Annotated in this window: 21 protein-coding genes; 4 read left to right on the top strand and 17 right to left on the bottom strand. The window is 70.2% G+C overall.

The window, feature by feature from the left end; all coding sequences use genetic code 11:
- Positions 1–31: 31 nt before the first annotated feature.
- A complete protein-coding gene (hisS, locus tag NO900_RS02110; RefSeq protein ID WP_256407558.1) occupies positions 32–1,354 on the top strand; it encodes a histidine--tRNA ligase in 1,323 nt (440 codons plus the stop codon).
- Positions 1,355–1,460: 106 nt separating this feature from the next.
- Entirely contained in the window at positions 1,461–2,537 is a 1,077-nt protein-coding gene (locus tag NO900_RS02105) for a CNNM domain-containing protein (RefSeq protein WP_256407557.1), read from the top strand.
- A gap of 429 nt (positions 2,538–2,966) precedes the next feature.
- Here the strand turns inward: NO900_RS02105 and NO900_RS02100 are convergent, their stop codons facing one another.
- From NO900_RS02100 to NO900_RS02065, 8 genes are all read right to left on the bottom strand, one after another.
- Positions 2,967–3,377: a DoxX family membrane protein gene (locus tag NO900_RS02100; RefSeq protein ID WP_256407556.1), complete on the bottom strand. Its 411-nt coding sequence runs from the start codon at positions 3,375–3,377 to the stop codon at positions 2,967–2,969.
- Between the two features lie 76 nt (positions 3,378–3,453).
- On the bottom strand, positions 3,454–4,233 hold the full coding sequence (locus NO900_RS02095) for an ABC transporter permease (protein WP_256407555.1): 780 nt from the start codon (positions 4,231–4,233) through the stop codon (positions 3,454–3,456).
- On the bottom strand, positions 4,199–5,509 hold the full coding sequence (locus tag NO900_RS02090) for an ABC transporter substrate-binding protein (protein WP_256407554.1): 1,311 nt from the start codon (positions 5,507–5,509) through the stop codon (positions 4,199–4,201). Before NO900_RS02090 ends, NO900_RS02095 begins: the two co-directional genes overlap by 35 nt.
- Positions 5,506–6,357 carry an ABC transporter ATP-binding protein gene (locus tag NO900_RS02085; protein WP_256407553.1) on the bottom strand — a complete coding sequence of 284 codons (852 nt, stop codon included), beginning with the start codon at positions 6,355–6,357 and terminating at the stop codon, positions 5,506–5,508. The genes NO900_RS02090 and NO900_RS02085 overlap by 4 nt, the downstream gene beginning before the upstream one ends.
- 3 nt (positions 6,358–6,360) lie before the next feature.
- Complete coding sequence (locus tag NO900_RS02080) at positions 6,361–7,314, bottom strand: ABC transporter substrate-binding protein (RefSeq protein ID WP_256407552.1); 954 nt, start codon at positions 7,312–7,314, stop codon at positions 6,361–6,363.
- Between the two features lie 246 nt (positions 7,315–7,560).
- Complete coding sequence (locus NO900_RS02075) at positions 7,561–8,412, bottom strand: Nmad3 family putative nucleotide modification protein (RefSeq protein WP_256407551.1); 852 nt, start codon at positions 8,410–8,412, stop codon at positions 7,561–7,563.
- 22 nt (positions 8,413–8,434) lie between these two features.
- The gene (locus NO900_RS02070) at positions 8,435–9,028 is read right to left on the bottom strand and encodes a DJ-1/PfpI family protein (protein WP_256407550.1); all 594 of its coding nucleotides are present in this window, start codon (positions 9,026–9,028) and stop codon (positions 8,435–8,437) included.
- Positions 9,029–9,122: 94 nt separating this feature from the next.
- Positions 9,123–9,302, bottom strand: a complete 180-nt coding sequence (locus NO900_RS02065) for a hypothetical protein (RefSeq protein WP_256407549.1) — start codon at positions 9,300–9,302, stop codon at positions 9,123–9,125.
- A 221-nt stretch (positions 9,303–9,523) separates the two neighbouring features.
- On the opposite strand from NO900_RS02065, the gene NO900_RS02060 reads away from it, so the two are divergent.
- Positions 9,524–10,180, top strand: coding sequence for a helix-turn-helix domain-containing protein (locus NO900_RS02060; RefSeq protein ID WP_256407548.1), 657 nt, complete (start codon positions 9,524–9,526; stop codon positions 10,178–10,180).
- Between the two features lie 33 nt (positions 10,181–10,213).
- On the opposite strand, the gene NO900_RS02055 is transcribed toward NO900_RS02060, so the two are convergent.
- Both NO900_RS02055 and NO900_RS02050 read right to left on the bottom strand, forming a co-directional pair.
- Complete coding sequence (locus NO900_RS02055; RefSeq protein ID WP_256407547.1) at positions 10,214–11,116, bottom strand: acyltransferase; 903 nt, start codon at positions 11,114–11,116, stop codon at positions 10,214–10,216.
- 65 nt (positions 11,117–11,181) lie between these two features.
- A complete protein-coding gene (locus NO900_RS02050) occupies positions 11,182–11,358 on the bottom strand; it encodes a hypothetical protein (RefSeq protein WP_256407546.1) in 177 nt (58 codons plus the stop codon).
- A 142-nt stretch (positions 11,359–11,500) separates the two neighbouring features.
- On the opposite strand from NO900_RS02050, the gene NO900_RS02045 reads away from it, so the two are divergent.
- Positions 11,501–12,571: an aldo/keto reductase gene (locus tag NO900_RS02045; protein WP_256407545.1), complete on the top strand. Its 1,071-nt coding sequence runs from the start codon at positions 11,501–11,503 to the stop codon at positions 12,569–12,571.
- A gap of 516 nt (positions 12,572–13,087) precedes the next feature.
- Here the strand turns inward: NO900_RS02045 and NO900_RS02040 are convergent.
- From NO900_RS02040 to NO900_RS02010, 7 genes are read right to left on the bottom strand one after another with little or no spacing between them, the layout of a single operon-like run.
- Positions 13,088–13,585, bottom strand: a complete 498-nt coding sequence (locus NO900_RS02040) for a type II toxin-antitoxin system VapC family toxin (protein WP_256407544.1) — start codon at positions 13,583–13,585, stop codon at positions 13,088–13,090.
- A complete protein-coding gene (locus NO900_RS02035) occupies positions 13,548–13,829 on the bottom strand; it encodes an AbrB/MazE/SpoVT family DNA-binding domain-containing protein (RefSeq protein ID WP_256407543.1) in 282 nt (93 codons plus the stop codon). Before NO900_RS02035 ends, NO900_RS02040 begins: the two co-directional genes overlap by 38 nt.
- A 23-nt stretch (positions 13,830–13,852) precedes the next feature.
- A complete protein-coding gene (locus NO900_RS02030; protein ID WP_256407542.1) occupies positions 13,853–15,352 on the bottom strand; it encodes a P-loop NTPase in 1,500 nt (499 codons plus the stop codon).
- The gene (locus tag NO900_RS02025) at positions 15,352–15,978 is read right to left on the bottom strand and encodes an RAD23 family protein (protein WP_256407541.1); all 627 of its coding nucleotides are present in this window, start codon (positions 15,976–15,978) and stop codon (positions 15,352–15,354) included. The genes NO900_RS02030 and NO900_RS02025 overlap by 1 nt, the downstream gene beginning before the upstream one ends.
- Positions 15,975–16,928 carry a HEAT repeat domain-containing protein gene (locus tag NO900_RS02020; RefSeq protein ID WP_256407540.1) on the bottom strand — a complete coding sequence of 318 codons (954 nt, stop codon included), beginning with the start codon at positions 16,926–16,928 and terminating at the stop codon, positions 15,975–15,977. The genes NO900_RS02025 and NO900_RS02020 overlap by 4 nt, the downstream gene beginning before the upstream one ends.
- 8 nt (positions 16,929–16,936) lie before the next feature.
- Positions 16,937–17,962, bottom strand: coding sequence for an ethylbenzene dehydrogenase-related protein (locus NO900_RS02015; RefSeq protein ID WP_256407539.1), 1,026 nt, complete (start codon positions 17,960–17,962; stop codon positions 16,937–16,939).
- Positions 17,959–18,720, bottom strand: a complete 762-nt coding sequence (locus NO900_RS02010) for a molecular chaperone TorD family protein (protein WP_256407538.1) — start codon at positions 18,718–18,720, stop codon at positions 17,959–17,961. The genes NO900_RS02015 and NO900_RS02010 overlap by 4 nt, the downstream gene beginning before the upstream one ends.
- Between the last annotated feature and the right edge of the window lie 2 nt (positions 18,721–18,722).

Genomic DNA, 18,722 nt, shown 5'->3' with positions numbered 1-18,722 from the left:
TTTCAAGCGGGCGCTCGCCGAACCGACGCCCATGTACGACGGTCTGAAGGGATTCCGCGACTTCTACCCCGGCGAGCAGTCCGCCCGCCGCGAGGTGACCGACGCGATCGAGGACGCGGCGAGCCGGCACGGCTTCCGCGAGATCGCCACCCCCGCCTTGGAGCGGACGGAGATGTACGTCGACAAGTCCGGCGAGGAGATCGTCGAGGAGCTGTACGCCTTCGAGGACAGGGGCGGCCGCGGCGTCTCGCTCACGCCGGAGCTCACGCCGACCGTCGCCCGGATGGTCGTCGCGAAGGGCCAGGAGCTCTCGAAGCCGATCAAGTGGGTGTCCACCCGACCGTTCTGGCGCTACGAGCAGGTCCAGCAGGGCCGGTTCCGCGAGTTCTACCAGACGAACGTCGACGTGTTCGGCTCGTCGGCGCCCGAGGCCGACGCCGAGGTGCTGGCGGTCGCCGCCGACGCCCTGACCGACCTCGGGCTCACCGGCGACGACTTCGAGTTCCGCGTCTCGCACCGCGACATCCTCGGCGGCCTCGTCCGGGCGCTCGCCGCCGACCCCGACGCGGTCGACACCGCCGCGGCGATCCGCGCGGTCGACAAGCGCGCCAAGGTCGACGACGGCGAGTACCTCGGGCTCCTCTCGGACGCCGGGCTCGACCGCGCGACCGCCCGCGACTTCGACGACCTCATCGCTGGCGTCGACGCCCCGGAGGACCTCGACGCGGTCGCCGCGGCCGGCGGCGAGGACGTCGAGGCCGCGGTCGAGAACCTGCGGAACGTGCTCGCCGCGGCCGACGACTTCGGCGCGGGCGAGTTCTGCGAGGTGTCGCTGACCACCGCCCGCGGGCTCGACTACTACACCGGCGTCGTCTTCGAGTGCTTCGACTCCACCGGCGAGGTGTCCCGCTCCGTCTTCGGCGGCGGGCGCTACGACGACCTCATCGAGAGCTTCGGCGGCCAGCCGACCCCCGCGGTCGGGGTCGCGCCCGGCCACGCCACCCTCAAGCTCCTCTGTCAGCGCGCCGGCGTCTGGCCCGACGAGGCGCTCTCGACCGACTACTACGTGCTCTCGGTCGGCGACACGCGGCGCGAGGCGGCCGCGCTCGCGAGCGACCTCCGCGCGCTCGGCGACGACGTGGTCGTCGAGCAGGACGTGTCCGACCGCTCGTTCGGCGCGCAGCTCGGCTACGCCGACTCGATCAACGCCGAGACGGTCGTGGTCGTCGGCGAGCGCGACCTCGAAAACGGCGAGTACACGGTGAAGGACATGGCGAGCGGCGACGAGACGACCGTCCCGGTCGAGGAGTTCCCGCCGGACGAGGGGCTGCCGACGTACGAGGACTACGCGTAGCGAAGCGGCGCGCGGTCGAACGCGGGGCGGCGACGCGCTCGGACCCCCCGGGGCGGCGACGCGATCCCTGAACGCTTTTGAGTCGCGCGGCGGGACGGTGGGAACGATGATCCCGCTCGCGACCGCCATGCCGCCGACGGAGGTCGTCCTCCGCGTGGCGGCGGGCGTCCTCCTCATCCTGATCAACGCGTACTTCGTGGCGATCGAGTTCGGCCTGACGCGCCTGCGTCAGTACCCCGAATCGGAGATGGACACCCCCGGACTGCGCCGCGCCTGGGGGATGACCGACGACCTGGAGTTCTACCTGACGACCTGTCAGGTGTGGATCTCCGGGACCTCAATCGCGCTCGGTATCGTCGCCGAGCCGGGGCTCGCGGCGCTGTTCGCCCCGCTGTTCGAGAACACGGCGCTCGCGTCCGCCGGCGCCGGCTCGCTGCTCGGCTTCTTCCTCATCAACATGGTCCACCTCACGCACGGCGAGCAGACGCCGACGTACCTCGGCGTCGAGCGCTCGAAGCAGGTCGCCAACTACGGGTCCCGGCCGCTGTACTGGTTCGCGTGGCTCATCTCGCCGCTGATCAAGGTCGGCGACTGGGTCGCGAAGGCCACCCTGGGGCTGTTCGGCGTCGAGATGACCGGCTCGTGGACCGAGGCCGAAAGCGAGGTGTTGGAGACGCGCGCGGAGCTCCGGAACCGGCTCGGCTCGATGATGGAGGACGTAGAGCTCCCCGAGGAGCGCCGGGAGGAGGTCCTCAGCGCGCTCGACGTCGACAGGGTCACGGTCGCGGACGTGATGACGCCTCCCGGCGACGTCGTCTCGCTGACGACCGACGCGTCCGTCGAGGAGAACCTCGACCGGATCCGCGACACGCCCCACACCCGCTTCCCGCTCGTCGGCGACGACCCGACCGACTTCGAGGGGATCGTGTACGCCCCCTCGATCGTGAGCCGGTTCGACGAGCTCCGCGCGGGCGACGTGACCTTCGCGGACATCGCGGCGCCGCCGATGACGGTCGCGGCGGACGCGAGCGTCAGCGACGCCTACGACCGGTTCCAGGCCGAGTCACAGGAGCTCGCCATGGTCGTCGAGGACGGCGAGATCGTCGGGCTGCTCACCGCGACCGACGCCATGGAGGCGGTGATGGGACAGCTGGAAGACCCGCTGGACGCCGACGAACTGTAACAGATGCGGCGGCGCGCGCCTCCGAGCGGCCGCCCCCGGCGGCCGCGAAGGAGCGCGTGCGAGGGAGTTAGTCGCCGGAGCGAAGCGGAGGCGACTAACGAGGCTGGGGAGGCGTGAGGTGCGGTCGCTGTGCGGTCGGGATGGGACTCAAAGGGGCAGCCGCGAGGGCGACGGCGCGCGACGCAAGCACTGAGGGAGCGAACGGAGTGAGCGACCGAAGCGCGCAGCGAGCGCACCGAGCCCTCGCGGCTGGGGCTTTGGCGGTGTTCACTGACGAGGCGTACGGCCAAGCGGCTGAGGCTTTGGCGGTGTTCACTGACGAGGCGTACGGCCGAGCGGCTGGGGCTTTGGCGGTGTTCTGAGCCGTTCCGGCAGAGACTATTCCTAAACAAGCGGCCGAACGCTCGGATCCCTACTCCACGCCGGCGTTCACCTCTTATACGCCTCGCGCAGAAACACCAGCGCCCCGCCCAGCATCGCGAGGTTCCCGAAGAAGGCGAGCCGCTCGCCGCTCTTATCGTCCTCGTCGGCGTTCCAAAAGTCGTGCATCGTCGCGGTCACGACGGTGAGGAACGTCACGGCCGCGCCGGTCGTGATTCGAGGCGCCCGCCACAGCGCGATCCCGATCCCGGAGACCAGCATCATCCCGGAGGCGAACGGGGCCGCGAGGTCGGGGGCGGGGACGCCCGCCGACTCCGCGTACTCGATCGTCTCGTCCATCTCGCGGAAGTCCTCGGAGGCCTGCGCCGCGAGGCCGACGCCGAGCAGGACGCGCCCGAGGCGCGAGGGGGCGCCGCGGTCGCTCGTCGTCGTCTCGTCGTCGGTGTCATCGGCTGTCATGCCTATCGGTACGGTGGCGCGCCACATAAATCGCCGTGCGGAATCGGCGCGCGATCGCGTCGAAAAAACCGACCGATTACCCCCAGTTCCACCGGGTGTGGAGCCGGCGGACGGAGAGGTCGAGCCAGAAGCCGATGAAGCCGATCACCAGCATGATGGCGGGGATCTCCGCGTAGGAGAACCGGTCGCGGGCGTCGAGGATGAGGTAGCCCAGCCCGGTGTTGACGCCGAGCATCTCCGCGGGGACGAGGATGATCCAGAGGATGCCGATCGACAGGCGGATCCCCGTGAGCATGTCCGGGATCACCGCGGGGACGACGACCCGGCGGAGCAGCGCGCGCGTGTCGCCGCCGAGCGACTCGCCGACCGTGAGCCAGTCGTCGTCGATGGTCGCGATCCCGTGGGCCGTGTTCAACACGATCGGCCAGAGGCCGGCCATGAACATCACGAACACCGCCGACCGGGTGCCCACGCCGAAGACGATGATGGCGATGGGGAACCACGCCAGCGGCGAGATCATCCGCATGAACTGGAAGAGGACGGTCGTCGCGCGCTCGGCGGCCTTGAAGTACCCGACGACGATCCCGACCGGGAGCCCGACCGTCAGGCAGAGCCCGAGCGCGACCGCGAACCGGTAGACGCTGACGAACACGTGGTCGTAGAACGCGGGCGAGACCGCGAGCTCGGCGAGGACGGCGAACGTCGCCGCCGGTGCGAAGTTGGTGATGATGCCGCTCCCGAACGCCGTCACCGCCCACCAGACGGCGAGGCCGCCGAGGAGCCCGACCGCCGGCAGCAGGCGGCCGGCGTCCCCGACCAGCTCAGAACCGTATCGTCTCCTGTCTCTCGTAGCCATCGTCCTCGGGAACGTCGAACGCCGGCGGGCCGCCGGCCGCTTCCAGGGCTGTGCGAACGGGGTCGTAGGCGACGAGGTCGTCGGCGACCTCGGCGGGCTCCAAGTCGTCGAGGAAGGCGTCTTCGCCCTCCACGCGGGTCTCGCGCATGCGGCGCACCAGCTCCTCCGTGTAGGAGGGGTACGGGTACGGGTAGAAGCCGATCCGGTCGACGTCCCACTCCTGGTTCTGGATCGCGCCCGACTCCAGGTACGGCTCGTGCTCGTCGTAGTGGGTGAGCGCGCGGTCGATCGGCTCCGGTCCCTGCGGGAGCAGGCCGCTCCCCTCCGAGGAGAGCAGCCGCGCCGCCTCGGACCGGTTCCCGCGGAGGTACTGCTGGGCGTCGACGAGCCCGCTCATCACGTCGGTCGTCCACTCCGGCTGCGACTCCACCAGCTCCTCGCGCATCACGACGACGCAGCAGGCGTGCTGGCGCCAGACGTCGCCGGTGAATCGCAGGATCTTCCCGCCGGCGTCGAGCTCGCCGATCGCGTTGAACGGCTCGGCGACGATGTACCCCTCGATGGAGCCGTTCTCCAGCGCCGCGGGCATGTCCGGCGGGGGCGTCACGACGAGGTTGACCTCGTCGTCGGCCACCTCGTCGGCCGAGGAGTCCGTCCGGGGCGTGAGCCCGGCCTCGCGGAGGCCGAGCTGGAGGATGACGTTGTGGATCGAGTACCAGAACGGGACGGCGACGGTGCCGCCGCCGAGGTCCGCCCACTCGTCGATCTCCTGCTGGACCGTCAGCGCCGAGCCGTCCGTGTGGTCCCACGCGACGACCCGCACGTTCGCGTCCAGCTCGTCGCCGTAGCGCATCCACACCGTCATCGGCATCAGGAAGTGGGCGACGTTGACCGCGCCGGAGAGGAACGCCTCCGCGAGGTCCGACCAGCCGCGGAACAGGGTCGGCTCCGCGGCGTCGACGCCGTGGTCGGCGAAGTGGTCGTTGGCGTACCCCGTCAGCAGGGGCGCCGAGTCCGTGATCGGGAGGTAGCCGATCTCCGCGGTCGGCGGGCCGTCCCCGCCGCCGCCACCGCCGAGACAGCCGGCCGCGGAGCCGACGCCGGCCGCGGCGAGCGACGCCAGGCCGGACTCCTTCATGAATTCGCGCCGAGAGAGCCCGTCCGTGCGGGCGGTCTCGGAGGGGTTCCGCCAGCCGGCGCCGCCGACGAGCTCGCGCGCGCTCTCGGCGACGTCGGGGTCGACGTCGTCGTGGTCCGTGTGATCGTGGTGCGTCATTCGAGTCCCACCGCCTCCAGGCGTTCGAAGACCGCCGCCCGTTCGGAGAGGAACGCCTCGTCGTCTCGCGAACGCGTGTCGGTGTCGATCGGCTCGACGTGTTCGATGCCCGCGGGGACCGGTCCCATGACCGCGACGCGGTCGCCGAGGTACACCGCCTCGTCGATGTCGTGCGTGACGAACACGGCGGTGACGCCGAGCTCGTCGACGATCCGCAACAGCTCGTCCTGCAGCTCCATCTTCGTCAGCTGGTCGAGCGCCGAGAACGGCTCGTCGAGGAGCAGCACCTCGGGCTCGTTCGCGAGCGTCCGGGCGAGCGACGCGCGCTGCGCCATCCCGCCCGAGAGGTCCGCGGTGTCGGCCTCCGCGACGCCGTCGAGCCCGACCAGTTCGAGCAGCTCGTCGACGTGGTCGGGGTCGGGCTCCTCGCCCCGGAGCCGCGGGCCGACCTCGACGTTCTCGCGCACCGAGAGCCACGGGTAGAGGAGGGGGTCCTGGAAGACGACGCCCCACCGGTAGTCGGGCCCTGTCACCGCCTCGCCGTCGATCTCGACGCGGCCGTCGGTCGGGTCTTCGAGTCCCGCGAGCAGGTGGAGCAGGGTCGTCTTCCCGCAGCCGGACGGCCCGAGGAGACAGCAGACCTCGCCGGGGTCGACGGACAGGTCGAGCCCGTCGAAGACGAGGGTCTCGTCGTACCGCTTCGTGAGGTCGCTGGCGGCGATCGGCGCCGCGTCGTCGGCGCGGCGGTCCGCGTTGCCGGCGTCGGCGCCGACCGCTGACGCGGCGTCGGACCGGGCGTCCGGCTCGTCGCCGCCGTCGTCGGTCGCCACGCGGGACTCGAGCGACATCGGTCAGTCCGCCGTCGCCTCGGGCTCGTCCTCCTCGGACTCGGCCTCGTCGTCCGGGAGCACGCCCTCGTTCTCGACCTCCTCCGCGGTCCCGATGTCGGCGTCGTCCGGGACGAACCCCTTGTCGCGCATCCAGTCCGTGGTCGCGCCGATCCGGTCCTCGTCGGGGGCGCGCACGGGGAGGAACTCGCGGAGCTCGAACTCCTCGCGCAGCCGGTCGAAGTTCACGTCGTCGAAGGCCGCCTTGTCGGCCGCCTCGTCCTCCAGCAGCGCGACGTAGCGGTCGGTGTAGCCGTCGAGGTCGTCGTTGATGTCGGCGACCGCGCGGTTCAGCGCCGCGAGGAACCCCTCCAGCTTCTCCGGCTCGGGCTGCTCGCGCGTCGTGATGGCGGCGCGGCACGGCCCGTCGAAGACCTCCTTCAGCTCCTCGTCGTAGCGGCCGAGCGTGACGAACGGCTCCAGCACCGCGATGGAGTCGACCTCGCCGTCCTTCACGGCCTCGAAGCGGTCCTCGGCCTCGCCGACGTGCTCCAAGACGATCTCGTCCTCGTCGAACCCCTCGTTCTCCAGCATCTCCCGCATCGAGTAGAACGAGGTCGCGTACTTGTTGATCCCGACGCTGCGGCCGCGCAGGTCGTCGATCGTCTCGGCGTCGTCGTCGGCGTCGACGAAGACGACGCGGTCCCACTCGCTGTAGGAGCCGACGATGTCGCGGTCGGTCTCGGAGACCTCCTGGACCGCGTTCCACTCGCAGACGCCGTGGGTGCCGCCGTCCTCGTCCATGTCGTCCCACCAGTCGGCGTCGAAGGCGTTCTCGCCCTCGAACTCCTGGGTCCCGGGCGCGAAGTACGAGAGGTCGGCGTCGACGCCCTCGTCCTCGAAGTACCCCTTCTCCTCCGCGACGTCCTGCACGAGTCTCCACGTGAAGTATTCGTGGGAGACATTGAGATCTGACATCGAATGCTCCTTAGTTTTATTGTAAGGTATAGCCCCGGAAACCGACAAGGATGAGCGGTGCAACCGCCTTCGCGCAAATATTGCGGCGGCCGAACGTATTCGGTCGTCGTCCCGACGGAACAACGGCCGCAGATCGGCGTGAACGCCTCGTTACCGGTCGATTTTCGATGTGTCGTGTGAACTCTTCGCACCGCTATAACGAGCAATATTTGTGCCTTTCTCCGTCGCAGCGGGGGAACGAGCGTCTCAGCCCCGCTGGATGCGGTCCAGCAGGGTCGCCGTCGCGTCGGGGCCGAACGCCATCGGCCGCCGCCACCACGGCCCCTTCCCCGAGTCGCTGGAGAGCGCGGTGACGAGGCGGTTCGCCTCCGCGCCCGCGTCCGGCGTGCTGAGGGGGACGACGCGGTCGAAGGGTCCGGACGCCGCCGGGTCGCCGGCGACGACGACCCGCGCGTCGAACGGGTCGCGCTTCAGGTGGGCGTTCGTCGGCGCGAGCGCGGCCGCCGCGTCGCGGTCGACGGCGCGGGGGTCGCCCTCGTCGCCGGCCGATCCGCCGCCGGACGCGCCGTCGTCCGATCCGTCGCCGGTCCCGGAGCGGTCGCCGTCGCCGACCGCGAGCACCCGTTCGACGCGGATCCCCGCGAAGAGGTACGCGCCCCAGTCGGGCGCGAGGCCGTCGTCGCGGTCGAGCGCGTCCACCTCCGTCGACCGCTCTCTCGGCCCCGCCCAGTCGTACGGGCGCAGCGACAGCGTCGCGTAGAAGAGGAGCCAGTCGCCGGGTTCGAGGCCGGCGATCCGCCCCGCCTTCACGCCGTGAGGGTCGCCGTAGGTCGCGCGCTCGCGGCCGTGGACGCCCGGGAGCTCCGGGTCGAGGTGGACCGGGGTCGCGCGCAGGTCGGCGGGCACCGCGAAGGGGAGGTCGAGGTCGCCGTACGTCGGGAGCGGCTCGTCGACCGGGAACCGATCGCGCGGGAGCGTCGCCGCCGACTCGGGGATGGGCACGTACGCGAACGAACCGTCGGGGTAGACGGGGCCGCGGAAGCCGGGCGCGTTCGTGTTGGCGGCGACGTTGACGGCGACGGCGCGGGGGTCGGCCATCGGAAAAAGGGCTCCGGACGCGTCACTCCGCCGCGGCGGCGGGCGCGTCGTGGTCGACCTCGGTGCCGAGCAGGTCGAGGAACTGCGCGATCCACTCGGGGTGGTCGGGCCACGCCTGGCCGGTGACGAGGTTCCCGTCGGTGGTCACGCCGTCGACCCACGAGCAGCCGGCGGCCTCGACCTCGGGCCTGACGGCGGGGTACGCGGTGATCTCGTAGCCGTCGAGCACGCCCGCGGCCGCGAGGACCTGCGGGCCGTGACAGAGCGAGGCGACGGGCTTGTCGGCCTCGAAGAAGTGCCGCACCGCGTCGAGCACCTCGTCGTATCCGCGAAGGTACTCAGGCGCGCGCCCGCCGGGGACGACCAAGGCGTCGTACTCCGCCGGGTCGACCTCGTCGAAGCCGTGGGTGAGCTCGAAGTCGTGGCCGCGCTCCTCCAGGTACGTCTGGTCGCCGCGGAAGTCGTGGATCGCGGTCTTGACGGTCTCGCCGCCCTCCCTCTCCGGACAGACGGCGTGGACCTCGTGGCCGACGGCCTGGAGCGCCTGGAACGGGACCATGATCTCGTAGTCCTCGCCGAAGTCGCCGACGATCATCAGGATCTGCTGGCCTGTCATGCGTGGGACACCGGACGGACATACGCGCTGCTGTCAGATAACGGTACTGGCGCGTGGTAACACGCGCCTACCGCGGCGGCGGGGCGGTCGGCGCTCAGTCCGCCAGCTCGACGACCATGACCTCCACGTCCGAGTCGGCGCCGTCGGTCCGGTACTCCCAGGTTCCGCGGGGATCGACGCCGTTCTCCATGGCGGCGAGGATCAGTCGACCGAGCGCGGCCTCGAACTCGTCTGTGCTCGATATCTCGTCGTCGGCTGTGAAGTCGGTTGTCATAGTGGGACACACGCCCGACTGCGATGTCGACGCCGTCGCGACACCGTCGTCCACCGCCGCACGAACAGGGGGGACCGCAGTCTCGTGTCTCTGCGTTTCTCGGTACGCCTTCCCACGGCATAACGGTATCGAAACGCATGGTACACCAGGGTCGCCATCGCTCCGAGAGAGCCCCTCTACCGAGCATTTAACGCGGTTGCACCGAAACGGACGCGTATCGAATGAGCGTCATCGCCGAGATAACCGTCCCGTCCGCGGCGTTCGAACTGGGCCGGATCCTCCGGGTCGAAGGGGGCACCCGGATCACGCTCGAAACGATGGTGCCGCTGGGAGGGAGGCCCACCCCGTTCGTCCGGATCCGAAACGACGAGCGGGAGACGTTCGAGCGGTCCGTCCGCGAGCACTCGTCGGTCGACGAGATCACGCTCGTCAACACCCACGAAGACGAGACGCTGTACGCGCTGGACTGGGAGCCGTCGGGGGACTCGCTGCTGCGGACGATCCTCGACCTGGACGCGGTGCTTCTGAGCGCGACCGGGACCGCCGACGCGTGGGCGCTCGAACTCAGGTTCCCGTCTCACGAGGCGCTCTCCGCGTTTCAGGACCGCTACCTCGACGAGGAGATTCGGGTGTCGATCGAGCGCATCTACAACCCCACGAAGCCCGACGCCGGCCCCTGGTACGGGCTGACGCCCCCGCAGCGCGAGACGCTCGCGCACGCCGTCGAGTCCGGCTACTACTCGCTGCCGCGGGAGATGTCCACGAAGGAGCTCGCGGACGAGTTCGACATCTCCGATCAGGCCGTCACCGAGCGCCTCCGGCGCGGCATCGCTACCCTGGTGTCGAACACGCTGTTGATCGACGGGGAGCGCGACTGACCGCGGTCGCGCCCGCCCCCGCGAGCCGGCGGTTCAGTTCGGCGGCCGGAGGTCCCGGCCGAACTCGTCGAACCGGTCGAGGTCCTCGGGGAGCTCGTACTCGATCTCGCGCTCGTCCTGGTTGTCGGGGAGCCGGCCGTCCTCCAGCTCCTCGGCGACCTCCTCCCAGCCCGGCTTCACGCGGACGCTCCGGGCCGGGGAGCCGACGACGACGTGGTGGTCGGGGACGTCGCCCTGCACGACCGAGCGCGCGCCGACGACGCTGTTCTCGCCGATCCGGCAGCCGGCGCGCACCATCGCGTCGTAGGTGACGCGGGCGTCGTCCTCGACGATCGTGTGGAAGTTGCGGACCTCGGTCTGGTCGACGAGGTCGTGGTCGTGGCTGTAGAGGTGGACGCCGTCCGAGACCGACGCGCGGTCGCCGATCGTCAGCTTCCCGCGGTCGTCGAGGTGGACGTCGTCGTGGATCACGACGTTGTCGCCGACCTCGATGTTGTGGCCGTAGGTGACGGAGATCCCCTTGAAGAAGCGACAGTCGTCCCCGCACTCGGCGAACAGGTGGTTCCCGAGCATCTGGCGGAACCGGAGGGCGAACTCGACGTTGTCGGCCATCGGCGTGGCGTCGAACTGCCGCCAGAGCCACTGGAGGTGTTTCGAGCGCTGGAAGCGGTCCTCGTCCTTCTCGGCGTAGTACTCCGACTCCAGCGTGGCGTTGCACGGGTCGTACCCCTGGAGGCGAACGCGCTCGGCGCGCGACACCGACTCCCCGTCCCGCCACGCCTCCCACCGCTCGCGGTCCCCGTGGAGGTCGATCAGGACGTCGCGAACGACGTCGCAGGTGTCCTCGTCCGAGGAGAGGCGCTCGTCCACCTCGTCGATAAACCCTCGGACCCCGGCCTCCGCGCCGTCGGGCAGGGACACGTGTCGCTTTGTCATCGGCCCACCTTCGTCGCCGTCCCTCAAAGGGATTCGGTTGTGCGAGGGCGGCGCGCGGGCTCGGGTCAGTACAGCTCGGCGTCGACGAAGATGCTGACGAGGGCGCCCACGAAGGCGATCGCGATGAACGGGCCGATAGCGCCCCCGCCGAACGAGAGCAGCAGGGCGGTGACCGCGACGGTGGCGATGACCGAGAGCAGCGCGACGATCGCGTCGAGTCGACGACGGATGGAGTCGTCCATGCGCGTCCGATCGGTGAGGACCGAATAATATCCTCCGGCGGGGACGAGACGGTACCGTGGCCGTCGTAGCCGCGACCGCGTCGGTTCCCCCGGTCCGAGAGCGACCGCGTCCGATAAGTGTCCCGACCGCCAATCGAAAGACATGCAACAGCGCGAACTCGGGAACTCCGGCGTCGAGGTCTCGGAGATCGGCTTCGGCGCGTGGGTCGTCGGCACCGACTGGTGGGGCGACCGCTCGGACGAGCAGGCGGTCGCGATGGTCGAAGACGCGCTCGACGCGGGCGTCACCTACGTCGACACCGGGGACGTGTACGGCCACGGCGACAGCGAGAAGATAATCGGGGAGGCGATCGCCGGCCGCCGCGACGAGGTGACGCTGTCGACGAAGATCGGCTACGACTTCTACGACAACCCGCAGGCGGGCCACGGCGAGCTCCCGAAGGAGCTGAACCGCGAGTACCTCACCGAGGCGTTCGAGGCCTCCCTCGACCGGCTCGACACCGACCACGTCGACGTGCTCCAGCTCCACAACGCGAACGTCGACGAGGTGACGCCCGAGGTGCGCGACCTCCTCGCCGAGTGGAAGGCGGACGGCCGCGTCCGCGCGCTCGGCTGGGCGCTCGGCCCCTCGATCGGCTGGCTCGCCGAGGGCGACGCCGCCGTCGAGTACGAGGAGTTCGACGCGGTCCAGACCGTGTTCAACCTGTTCGAGCAGGAGCCCGGCCGCCACTTCGTCGACACCATCCGCGAGAGCGGGTCGGACACCTCCGTCATCGCCCGCGTCCCGCACTCCTCCGGCCTGCTCAACGAGCAGGTGACGCCCGACACCGTCCTCGAAGACGGCGACCACCGCTCGCACCGCCCGAAGGAGTGGTACGAGACCGGCTGGGAGAAGGTCGAGGCGATCCGCTTCCTCGAAGACCCCGATCACGCCGACGGGACGCGCACGATGGCGCAGGCCGCGATCCGCTGGCTGCTCGCGCACGACGAGGTCGCCTCCGTCACGCCGACGTTCCGCGACGGCGACGACATCGCCGAGTGGAGCGCGGCGGGCGTGCCGCCGCTCTCCGACGCCGAGTACGACCGCGTCGACGAGCTGTACGCCCGGAACTTCGACGTCGACCGCGACGACGGGATGGACGTCCTCCGCACTTCCGTCGACGGCGAGGACATCGAGGCCGCCGGGCTCGACAAGCGCGCCGCGTCGTACTGAGACCGGTCGCCGGCGGCGACTCGGAATCGAACCCGCTTCTTTCGCGTCGAGACTGCACGACAGCGGGGCGATACGGTCGCTCACGATCACTTTCACCACGGTCCGGACGACGCCCGAACTCCGCGGCGAGACCGCTCGCGGGGCGGAGCCGCGGCTCGACGGCACGGAAGTGGTGGCTCGGTGGAAAATCCCTCGTCACAAGGGGCTCAGTGGGGGTAACACGTCGTCATGGCCACCATGGATAGAGTAACCAGTTGACGGGTATAAAACGTCCGTAATTCGCTCTTTCATTGTTTACGAGATACTTGCTTATTTTTAAATTCTCGTCACCGAGCAGTAGGCGTGAAATGATAGCTCGGACATACATCTGTTCGACGACTTAGTCGATGTGAATTAATCCTAGTGATAATCCGCCCCTTCCCGAGATCTGGCGTGTTCGACCTGTAAATCCGCCATCGGCTTATTTCATAACAGCGGTTGGTAATGCGGTTTCTTTATTCAGAGAGGCGGCTGACATCAGTCTTCGAGAAATCTGTTCAGTTCGGCAAACTGCTCAGGCGAAAGGATCACCTCGGTATCGTATGCGTCAAACCGTTCGAAGTCGTCGTCAATCGTCACCACCGTCTTCACTCCTTCCTCGATCGCCACTTGAGCGTAATACCCGTCCCATCCATCAACGTTTCTCTCACCCGCTTGTGAAAATCCACCCCGAACGACATCTTCAGGCATCCGGTCGTACCAGTGAATTCGTTTCGCATCCAGAAAGTTCTGGAGCAGACGAGAGGCGTCCGCGTTCGAATACCCGTAGTGCGTCGTGAGGACGGTGTGAGCACCGAAGAGCGCAGGATACGGAACAACGGCGTCGATCTCGCCAGAGATTGCCTCTCGAACGTACGAGAGTGCCACATCACGAGCTGGGGCCGTTGTATGTGCGAGAGCTATCACTCCGGCATCGAGCAGGTACGGGCCACCAGCGTTACTCACCGTGTTGCTCCGCGCCTCGTTGAACGGCATCTCTATGCTCGTGGGCAACCGGGTCGACTCCCTCGGTAATCGGCATCGTCTCCCCCCGGTTCGAAGACGCTTCTTCAACGAGCCGTTCCATCCGGTCGAGAATTTCGTCGGGGCTGTCCTCTGGCTCAACAACTGCTTTCCCGTCTTTTTCGCGGACATCGACCTCTGTCCCCGGAGTAATACCGAGTCGCTCTCGCACTTCTTGCGGGAGGACGATTCGCCCTTTTGAATCCACCTTGGTCATATTCCCACTTGGAGTGGGAAGGATCATATTCGTTTTGATTCGGACCCCGCTCCCGAGCTCATTTCCGAATAATCTCCGTCGGCCGCGGATTCATCGCCGCTGTCGGACTCCGCTGCCGGTCGCTCGACGGTCAGCGACCACGCCTCAGTCCGGTGTCGGTGGACCGTCGCGTCAAGCCGCGCCAACGGTCGATCGAACCCGGCGGCTATCGCGTCCAGGAGCGGTTCCGGGTTCGTGTCGTGGATCACACGCAACGGCTCGCCGGGATCGATCGCCCCGGCTTCCGCACGGAGATGCTCGCGTCGGGCCCGTTCGGGCATCCCGCGGAGGTCGACGGCGGACTCCGGGAGCGGATCGGGGTCCTCGTCGGGCAGGCGGCTCCGGACGGCCCCGGCCAGCTCCCGCGCGGGCTCGGGAGCGGCCGGCTCCGTGTCAGTCGAACCCGTCTCCGGATCGTCTCCGTCGCGAGAGTCTTCGCCGTCGTCGACGCGGAGGGCGTCGCGGAGCGACGCGTCGAACGGGAGGCTCGCGAGCAGCGGCGCGTCGAGCCGTTCGGCGGGGCCTTCACCGTCGAACAGGTCGTGCGTGTCGCCGCAGCTGGGACAGGTGAACCCGTCCATGTTGCTGACGACCCCGAGCGTCGGGACGCCGTTCTCATCGAACAGCGATGCACACCGGTCGGTGTCGGCGAGTGCGGTCGGCGACGGCGTCGACACGAGTACCGCGCCGTCGACCGGGACGGACTGTGAGACGGTCAACGGGACGTCGCCGGTTCCCGGCGGCATGTCGACCACGAGGACGTCGAGGTCGCCGTCGGTCGTTCGCCCCCACGCGGTGTCGAAGAGGAGCTCCGTGAGCGCCTCGTGGGCCATCGATCCGCGCCACGCGACCGGCCCGCCCTCCGCCAGCAGCCCGACGCTCATCGCCTCGATCCCGCCGCACTCGACCGGCGCGGCCCGGCCGTCGTCGGTGGCCTCGACCGGCCCGTCGACGTCGAGCAACTCCGGGACGTTCGGACCGTAGACGTCCGCGTCGAACAGTCCGACGTCGAGACCGGCCGCGGCGAGTCCGCGGACCAGCGCCACCGTTACCGTCGTCTTGCCGACGCCGCCGTTCGCGCTCGCGACGGCGACGACCCGGTCGACGCCGTCGAGGACTCGGTCCTCGTCCGGGCCGTGGCCGCCGTGCCCGCGGCCGGACTCCCCGTGTTCGGGTGCCTCGTGTCCGTGGACCCCGCGTCCCCGACTCCCGTGGGGATCCGTCCCGTCGGGGGGTGCGGGCTCGACGCTCACCGACTCCACGCCGGGTACCTCGAACGCAGCGACACGGATGCGCTCGCCGACGCGGTCGGCCGTCTCGGCGTCGACGTCGGGCAGCGAGACCGCCGCCGTCACCGCCCCGTCGTCCGACCGGAGGTCGGTGACCACCCCGGCGGTGAACGGGTCGTCGGCCTCGATGCCCGGGAGGTCGGCGTCGGCGAGGGCGTCCGCGACGCGGTCGACGAGCGGTCGGTCGGCCGCCATCACCACGCCTCCTCGGCCTCGCGGCCGTCGCCCTCGTCCGTGTCCATCAGCGTGCCGCCGTACGGCCGGAAGTCGAGGCCGTACCGCTCCGTGACCGCCTCGACTAAGTCCTCGCGCTCGGCGATCGCGTCGGTCTCGAAGCCGTACCCCTCGACGGCCGCGACGAGCCCCTCGTCGTCGATCCGACCCGCCGCGTGCGCGTCGGCGATCGCGGAGCGGAACGCGTCGGCGTTCCGCCTGAGCCGCATCGCCTCGTCGAAGGCGGCCTCGACGTCGGCGGTCGCCGCCTCGCGGTCGAGCGGGATCCCGTCGAGCAGTTCGACGGCGCGGTCGTCGTACCCGTCGGCGGCCGCGAGCACCTCCTCGACGCGGTTCCGCATCGAGAGTTCGCGCCACTCGTCGCGGGCGTCGGCCGGGACGAACTCCCCGACGGCCTCGTCCCAGGTCGCGTCGAGTTCGGGGTCCTCGAACGCCTCGGCCACGAAGGCGGCGACGTGGTCGTCGGGAACGGTGAGGCCGAGGCGCTCGCCGACGGTCCCGGGATCATCGCCCGGACCCGCGTCGGCGTCGGTCGCGGGCCCGCCCCCGTCGCCCGCGTCGTCGGCGTCGAGCTCGTACTCCGTCATCGGTGCTCACCTCCCCGCGGGCCGCGGTCGGCCAGGTGGCCGGGACCGCCGGTTCCGTCGGGCGGACCGCCGGAACCGCCGCGGAGTCCGCCGTCCACGCCGCCGCGAAGCCCACCGGTCGTACCCGACGCCGTGCCGAGCGTCTCCGACGGTCGGTCCGGGCCCCCACCGGGCGCGGCTGACGGCAGTTCGACGTCTTCCGGATCCTCCCCTCGCGCGACCGCGACCGCCCGACGGGCCGCCCTGACCACGTCCTGACTGCGGTCGGTGACGCCCTGCGACTCCAACGCTTCGACGGCGCGGTCGGTGCCGAGCTCGCCGAGGGACGTCGCCGCCGCCGCGCGGACCAGCGCCTCCCGGTCGCGTGCGAGGACGGCCGCGAGGAGCGTCACGCTTTCGTCGGTCTGACCGGGATCGTCGGCGAGGTATCTGGCGGCGTACTCCCGAACGCCGGCGTGTGAGTCTCGCTTCAGCCGATCGCGGAGGGTCCCGGGGTCGACGCGCCCCGTCTTCGCGAGCGCGATGACGGCGTTGCGCCGGACCGCCCCCGAATCGTCGTCGAGGGCGGCGCGGAGGCGTTCGCCGACGTCGACATCGCCCCCATCGTCCCTCCGCGCCGCCGCGCGCGACAGCGCCACGACCCCCTCGGCCCGGACCCACTCGTCGGCGTCCGTCAGCGCCGGCGCGACCGTCGCTGCCGGCGCCCCGGCCGCGCCGAGCGCCTCGGCGGCGAACTGCCTGACGTCCGGGTCCGCGTCCGCCTCGACACGCTCCGCGAGGCGGGCGACGGTGGCCTCGTCGAGGCCGTCGGTCGAGGCGTCCACGAGACCGAGCGCGGCGTCGCGCCTGACTCCGGGATCGTCGGCGGTCAGGTGGTCTCGAAGCGTCGATTCGTCTCCGGCCGGCGCTCGGCCCCGTGCGCTCCAGTTGGCGTATTCGTCGTCAGACATGGGTGAAGCTAGGACTTCCGCTTGATCATGGCGTACGCGACGAGGAAGGTGACGGCGGCGGCGATGGTGCCCCCGCCGACCGCCGAAACGAACGACGAAACCGAACCGCTACCGCCGTCCGTTTCGGACCCGCCGTCGGACCCGGAGCCGTCGCCGGGGACGGACAGCGCGTCCCCCTCTAGCTGGCTGTACCGATACGTCAGCGACTTCGCACCGTTGACCTCGTCGGCGCTCCCGTTCCAGACCGCGAACGCGAGATGGACCGGTTCGCCGGCGGTCAGGTCCGCGTCGTACTCGCCGTCGGTAGTTCGCTCGCGAACGAACGTCACCTGCCAGAAGCCGCCGGTGTAGCGACCCTGTGCCGATACCGGCTGCGTCTCCGCGTGGGTCAGCGAGCCGAACCCCTCGGCGTAGTAGTTCTGTGCGTAGCGCGTGTACCGCTCCTTCGAGAGGGGGTTATCCGCCGCGAGCCCGGGCGTCGTCGTCTCGTCGTCCTGCGGGTACGCGTACATGTCTCCCGTGCCGTCGGCATCGTCGGCCGACTGCCAGCTCGCACGCCAATACCAGATGTTGACCGGTTCGCCGGCCGCGCCCATCGTGATCGGCGGCTCCTCGCCGCGGCGGAGCATCACCGCGGCGGCGTCGCTGTAGCTGTTCGGCGCTCCGAGGCTCGCGTCTCGCGTTTCGTCTTCCCAGGTCAGCCTGAAGGCGACGTGCGACTCGTTCGTCACCGCCTCCACGTCGACCTCGTCGACGGAGCCGCCCCCACGCGGAATCGCCATCCGTTGGGGGTCGAGGTTGACCGTCCGGCGCTCCGCGTCCGCCCACGCGTCGGCGCCCGGCGACGAGGGGACGCCGCCGCCGACGTTTTCGACGGGCTGGCTCCCGCTGACCGCGGCGGCGCTGACCGCCGCTTGCACCCCGATCAGGAGCGCGACGACCGCGACGGTCACGACCGCTGCCTGCGCCACGGCGGAGGAGTCGAAGCGGTCGGTCGCGACTCCGACCGCGGCGCGGATTCGGTCGCCGCTCACGCCGGCTCACCTCCGGTTTCGGGTTCCGGCGGTTCCGGATGGGCCGCCCGGTCGCGCTCGACGAGCGCGGTCGCCAGGTCGGCCGCGGCCACGTACACGTCCGCCGCCGGGTCCGGACCCGCCTCCCGCTCAACGGCTCCGCCGAGCTCGTGGGCGAGCGCCGGGATGAAGTCAGCGAGGTGCCGGTCCAACACGGTCGCCTCCGCGAGCGCGAGCTGCTCCGCCCGCTCGCGGTCGCCCTCCTCGGCGGCGAGCGCGCGCCGCGCCGCCAGCACCTGCAGGAGCTCGAGCTCGACGGCGACGTGGTCGCGCCGCTCGTGGAACGAATCGGCGCGAGCGAGGTCGAACTGCTCTAGGAGGCCGGATACCGTCGCGATCCGACGCTGTCTGGCGCCGATGTCGTCTCTGACGGTGTAGTTCGCCTCGTACGGCACGACCGGGTACTCGCCCTCGTCGCCCGGGAGCCCGAACAGGGCGTCGTACCCGTCCGCGAGGGTCTCGTCGTCGAGCGCCGGGTCCGAGAGCGCGTCGGCGAGCGCGTCTCCGGCCGCGGCGCAGTCGACGGTCGCCGCCGCCGTCCGGAGGCTTTCGATCGCGTCGTCCGCGGTCAGCGCTGCCACCCGCTCCGGCTCCGGGTAACAGAACGCGCCGGCGGCGGCGGCGTACAGCGCCGCCCGCGATCCGTGACGGCCGGGAGCGTCGACGGGATGCGAGCCGTCGTCCGCGTCGTCGGTCGTCGCGTCGGTGTGTTCAGTCACTT

This window comes from Halorubrum rutilum (genome assembly GCF_024494565.1).
The sequence above is the reverse complement of the archived record's forward strand: the minus strand, read 5'-3'. Positions and strand labels throughout refer to the sequence as shown.

Coding starts and splice junctions, on each gene's coding strand:
- hisS (WP_256407558.1), top strand. CDS start 32: ATGTACGACGGTCTGAAGGGATTCCGCGACTTCTACCCCGGCGAGCAG.
- NO900_RS02105 (WP_256407557.1), top strand. CDS start 1,461: ATGATCCCGCTCGCGACCGCCATGCCGCCGACGGAGGTCGTCCTCCGC.
- NO900_RS02100 (WP_256407556.1), bottom strand. CDS start 3,377: ATGACAGCCGATGACACCGACGACGAGACGACGACGAGCGACCGCGGC.
- NO900_RS02095 (WP_256407555.1), bottom strand. CDS start 4,233: ATGGCTACGAGAGACAGGAGACGATACGGTTCTGAGCTGGTCGGGGAC.
- NO900_RS02090 (WP_256407554.1), bottom strand. CDS start 5,509: ATGACGCACCACGATCACACGGACCACGACGACGTCGACCCCGACGTC.
- NO900_RS02085 (WP_256407553.1), bottom strand. CDS start 6,357: ATGTCGCTCGAGTCCCGCGTGGCGACCGACGACGGCGGCGACGAGCCG.
- NO900_RS02080 (WP_256407552.1), bottom strand. CDS start 7,314: ATGTCAGATCTCAATGTCTCCCACGAATACTTCACGTGGAGACTCGTG.
- NO900_RS02075 (WP_256407551.1), bottom strand. CDS start 8,412: ATGGCCGACCCCCGCGCCGTCGCCGTCAACGTCGCCGCCAACACGAAC.
- NO900_RS02070 (WP_256407550.1), bottom strand. CDS start 9,028: ATGACAGGCCAGCAGATCCTGATGATCGTCGGCGACTTCGGCGAGGAC.
- NO900_RS02065 (WP_256407549.1), bottom strand. CDS start 9,302: ATGACAACCGACTTCACAGCCGACGACGAGATATCGAGCACAGACGAG.
- NO900_RS02060 (WP_256407548.1), top strand. CDS start 9,524: ATGAGCGTCATCGCCGAGATAACCGTCCCGTCCGCGGCGTTCGAACTG.
- NO900_RS02055 (WP_256407547.1), bottom strand. CDS start 11,116: ATGACAAAGCGACACGTGTCCCTGCCCGACGGCGCGGAGGCCGGGGTC.
- NO900_RS02050 (WP_256407546.1), bottom strand. CDS start 11,358: ATGGACGACTCCATCCGTCGTCGACTCGACGCGATCGTCGCGCTGCTC.
- NO900_RS02045 (WP_256407545.1), top strand. CDS start 11,501: ATGCAACAGCGCGAACTCGGGAACTCCGGCGTCGAGGTCTCGGAGATC.
- NO900_RS02040 (WP_256407544.1), bottom strand. CDS start 13,585: ATGCCGTTCAACGAGGCGCGGAGCAACACGGTGAGTAACGCTGGTGGC.
- NO900_RS02035 (WP_256407543.1), bottom strand. CDS start 13,829: ATGACCAAGGTGGATTCAAAAGGGCGAATCGTCCTCCCGCAAGAAGTG.
- NO900_RS02030 (WP_256407542.1), bottom strand. CDS start 15,352: ATGGCGGCCGACCGACCGCTCGTCGACCGCGTCGCGGACGCCCTCGCC.
- NO900_RS02025 (WP_256407541.1), bottom strand. CDS start 15,978: ATGACGGAGTACGAGCTCGACGCCGACGACGCGGGCGACGGGGGCGGG.
- NO900_RS02020 (WP_256407540.1), bottom strand. CDS start 16,928: ATGTCTGACGACGAATACGCCAACTGGAGCGCACGGGGCCGAGCGCCG.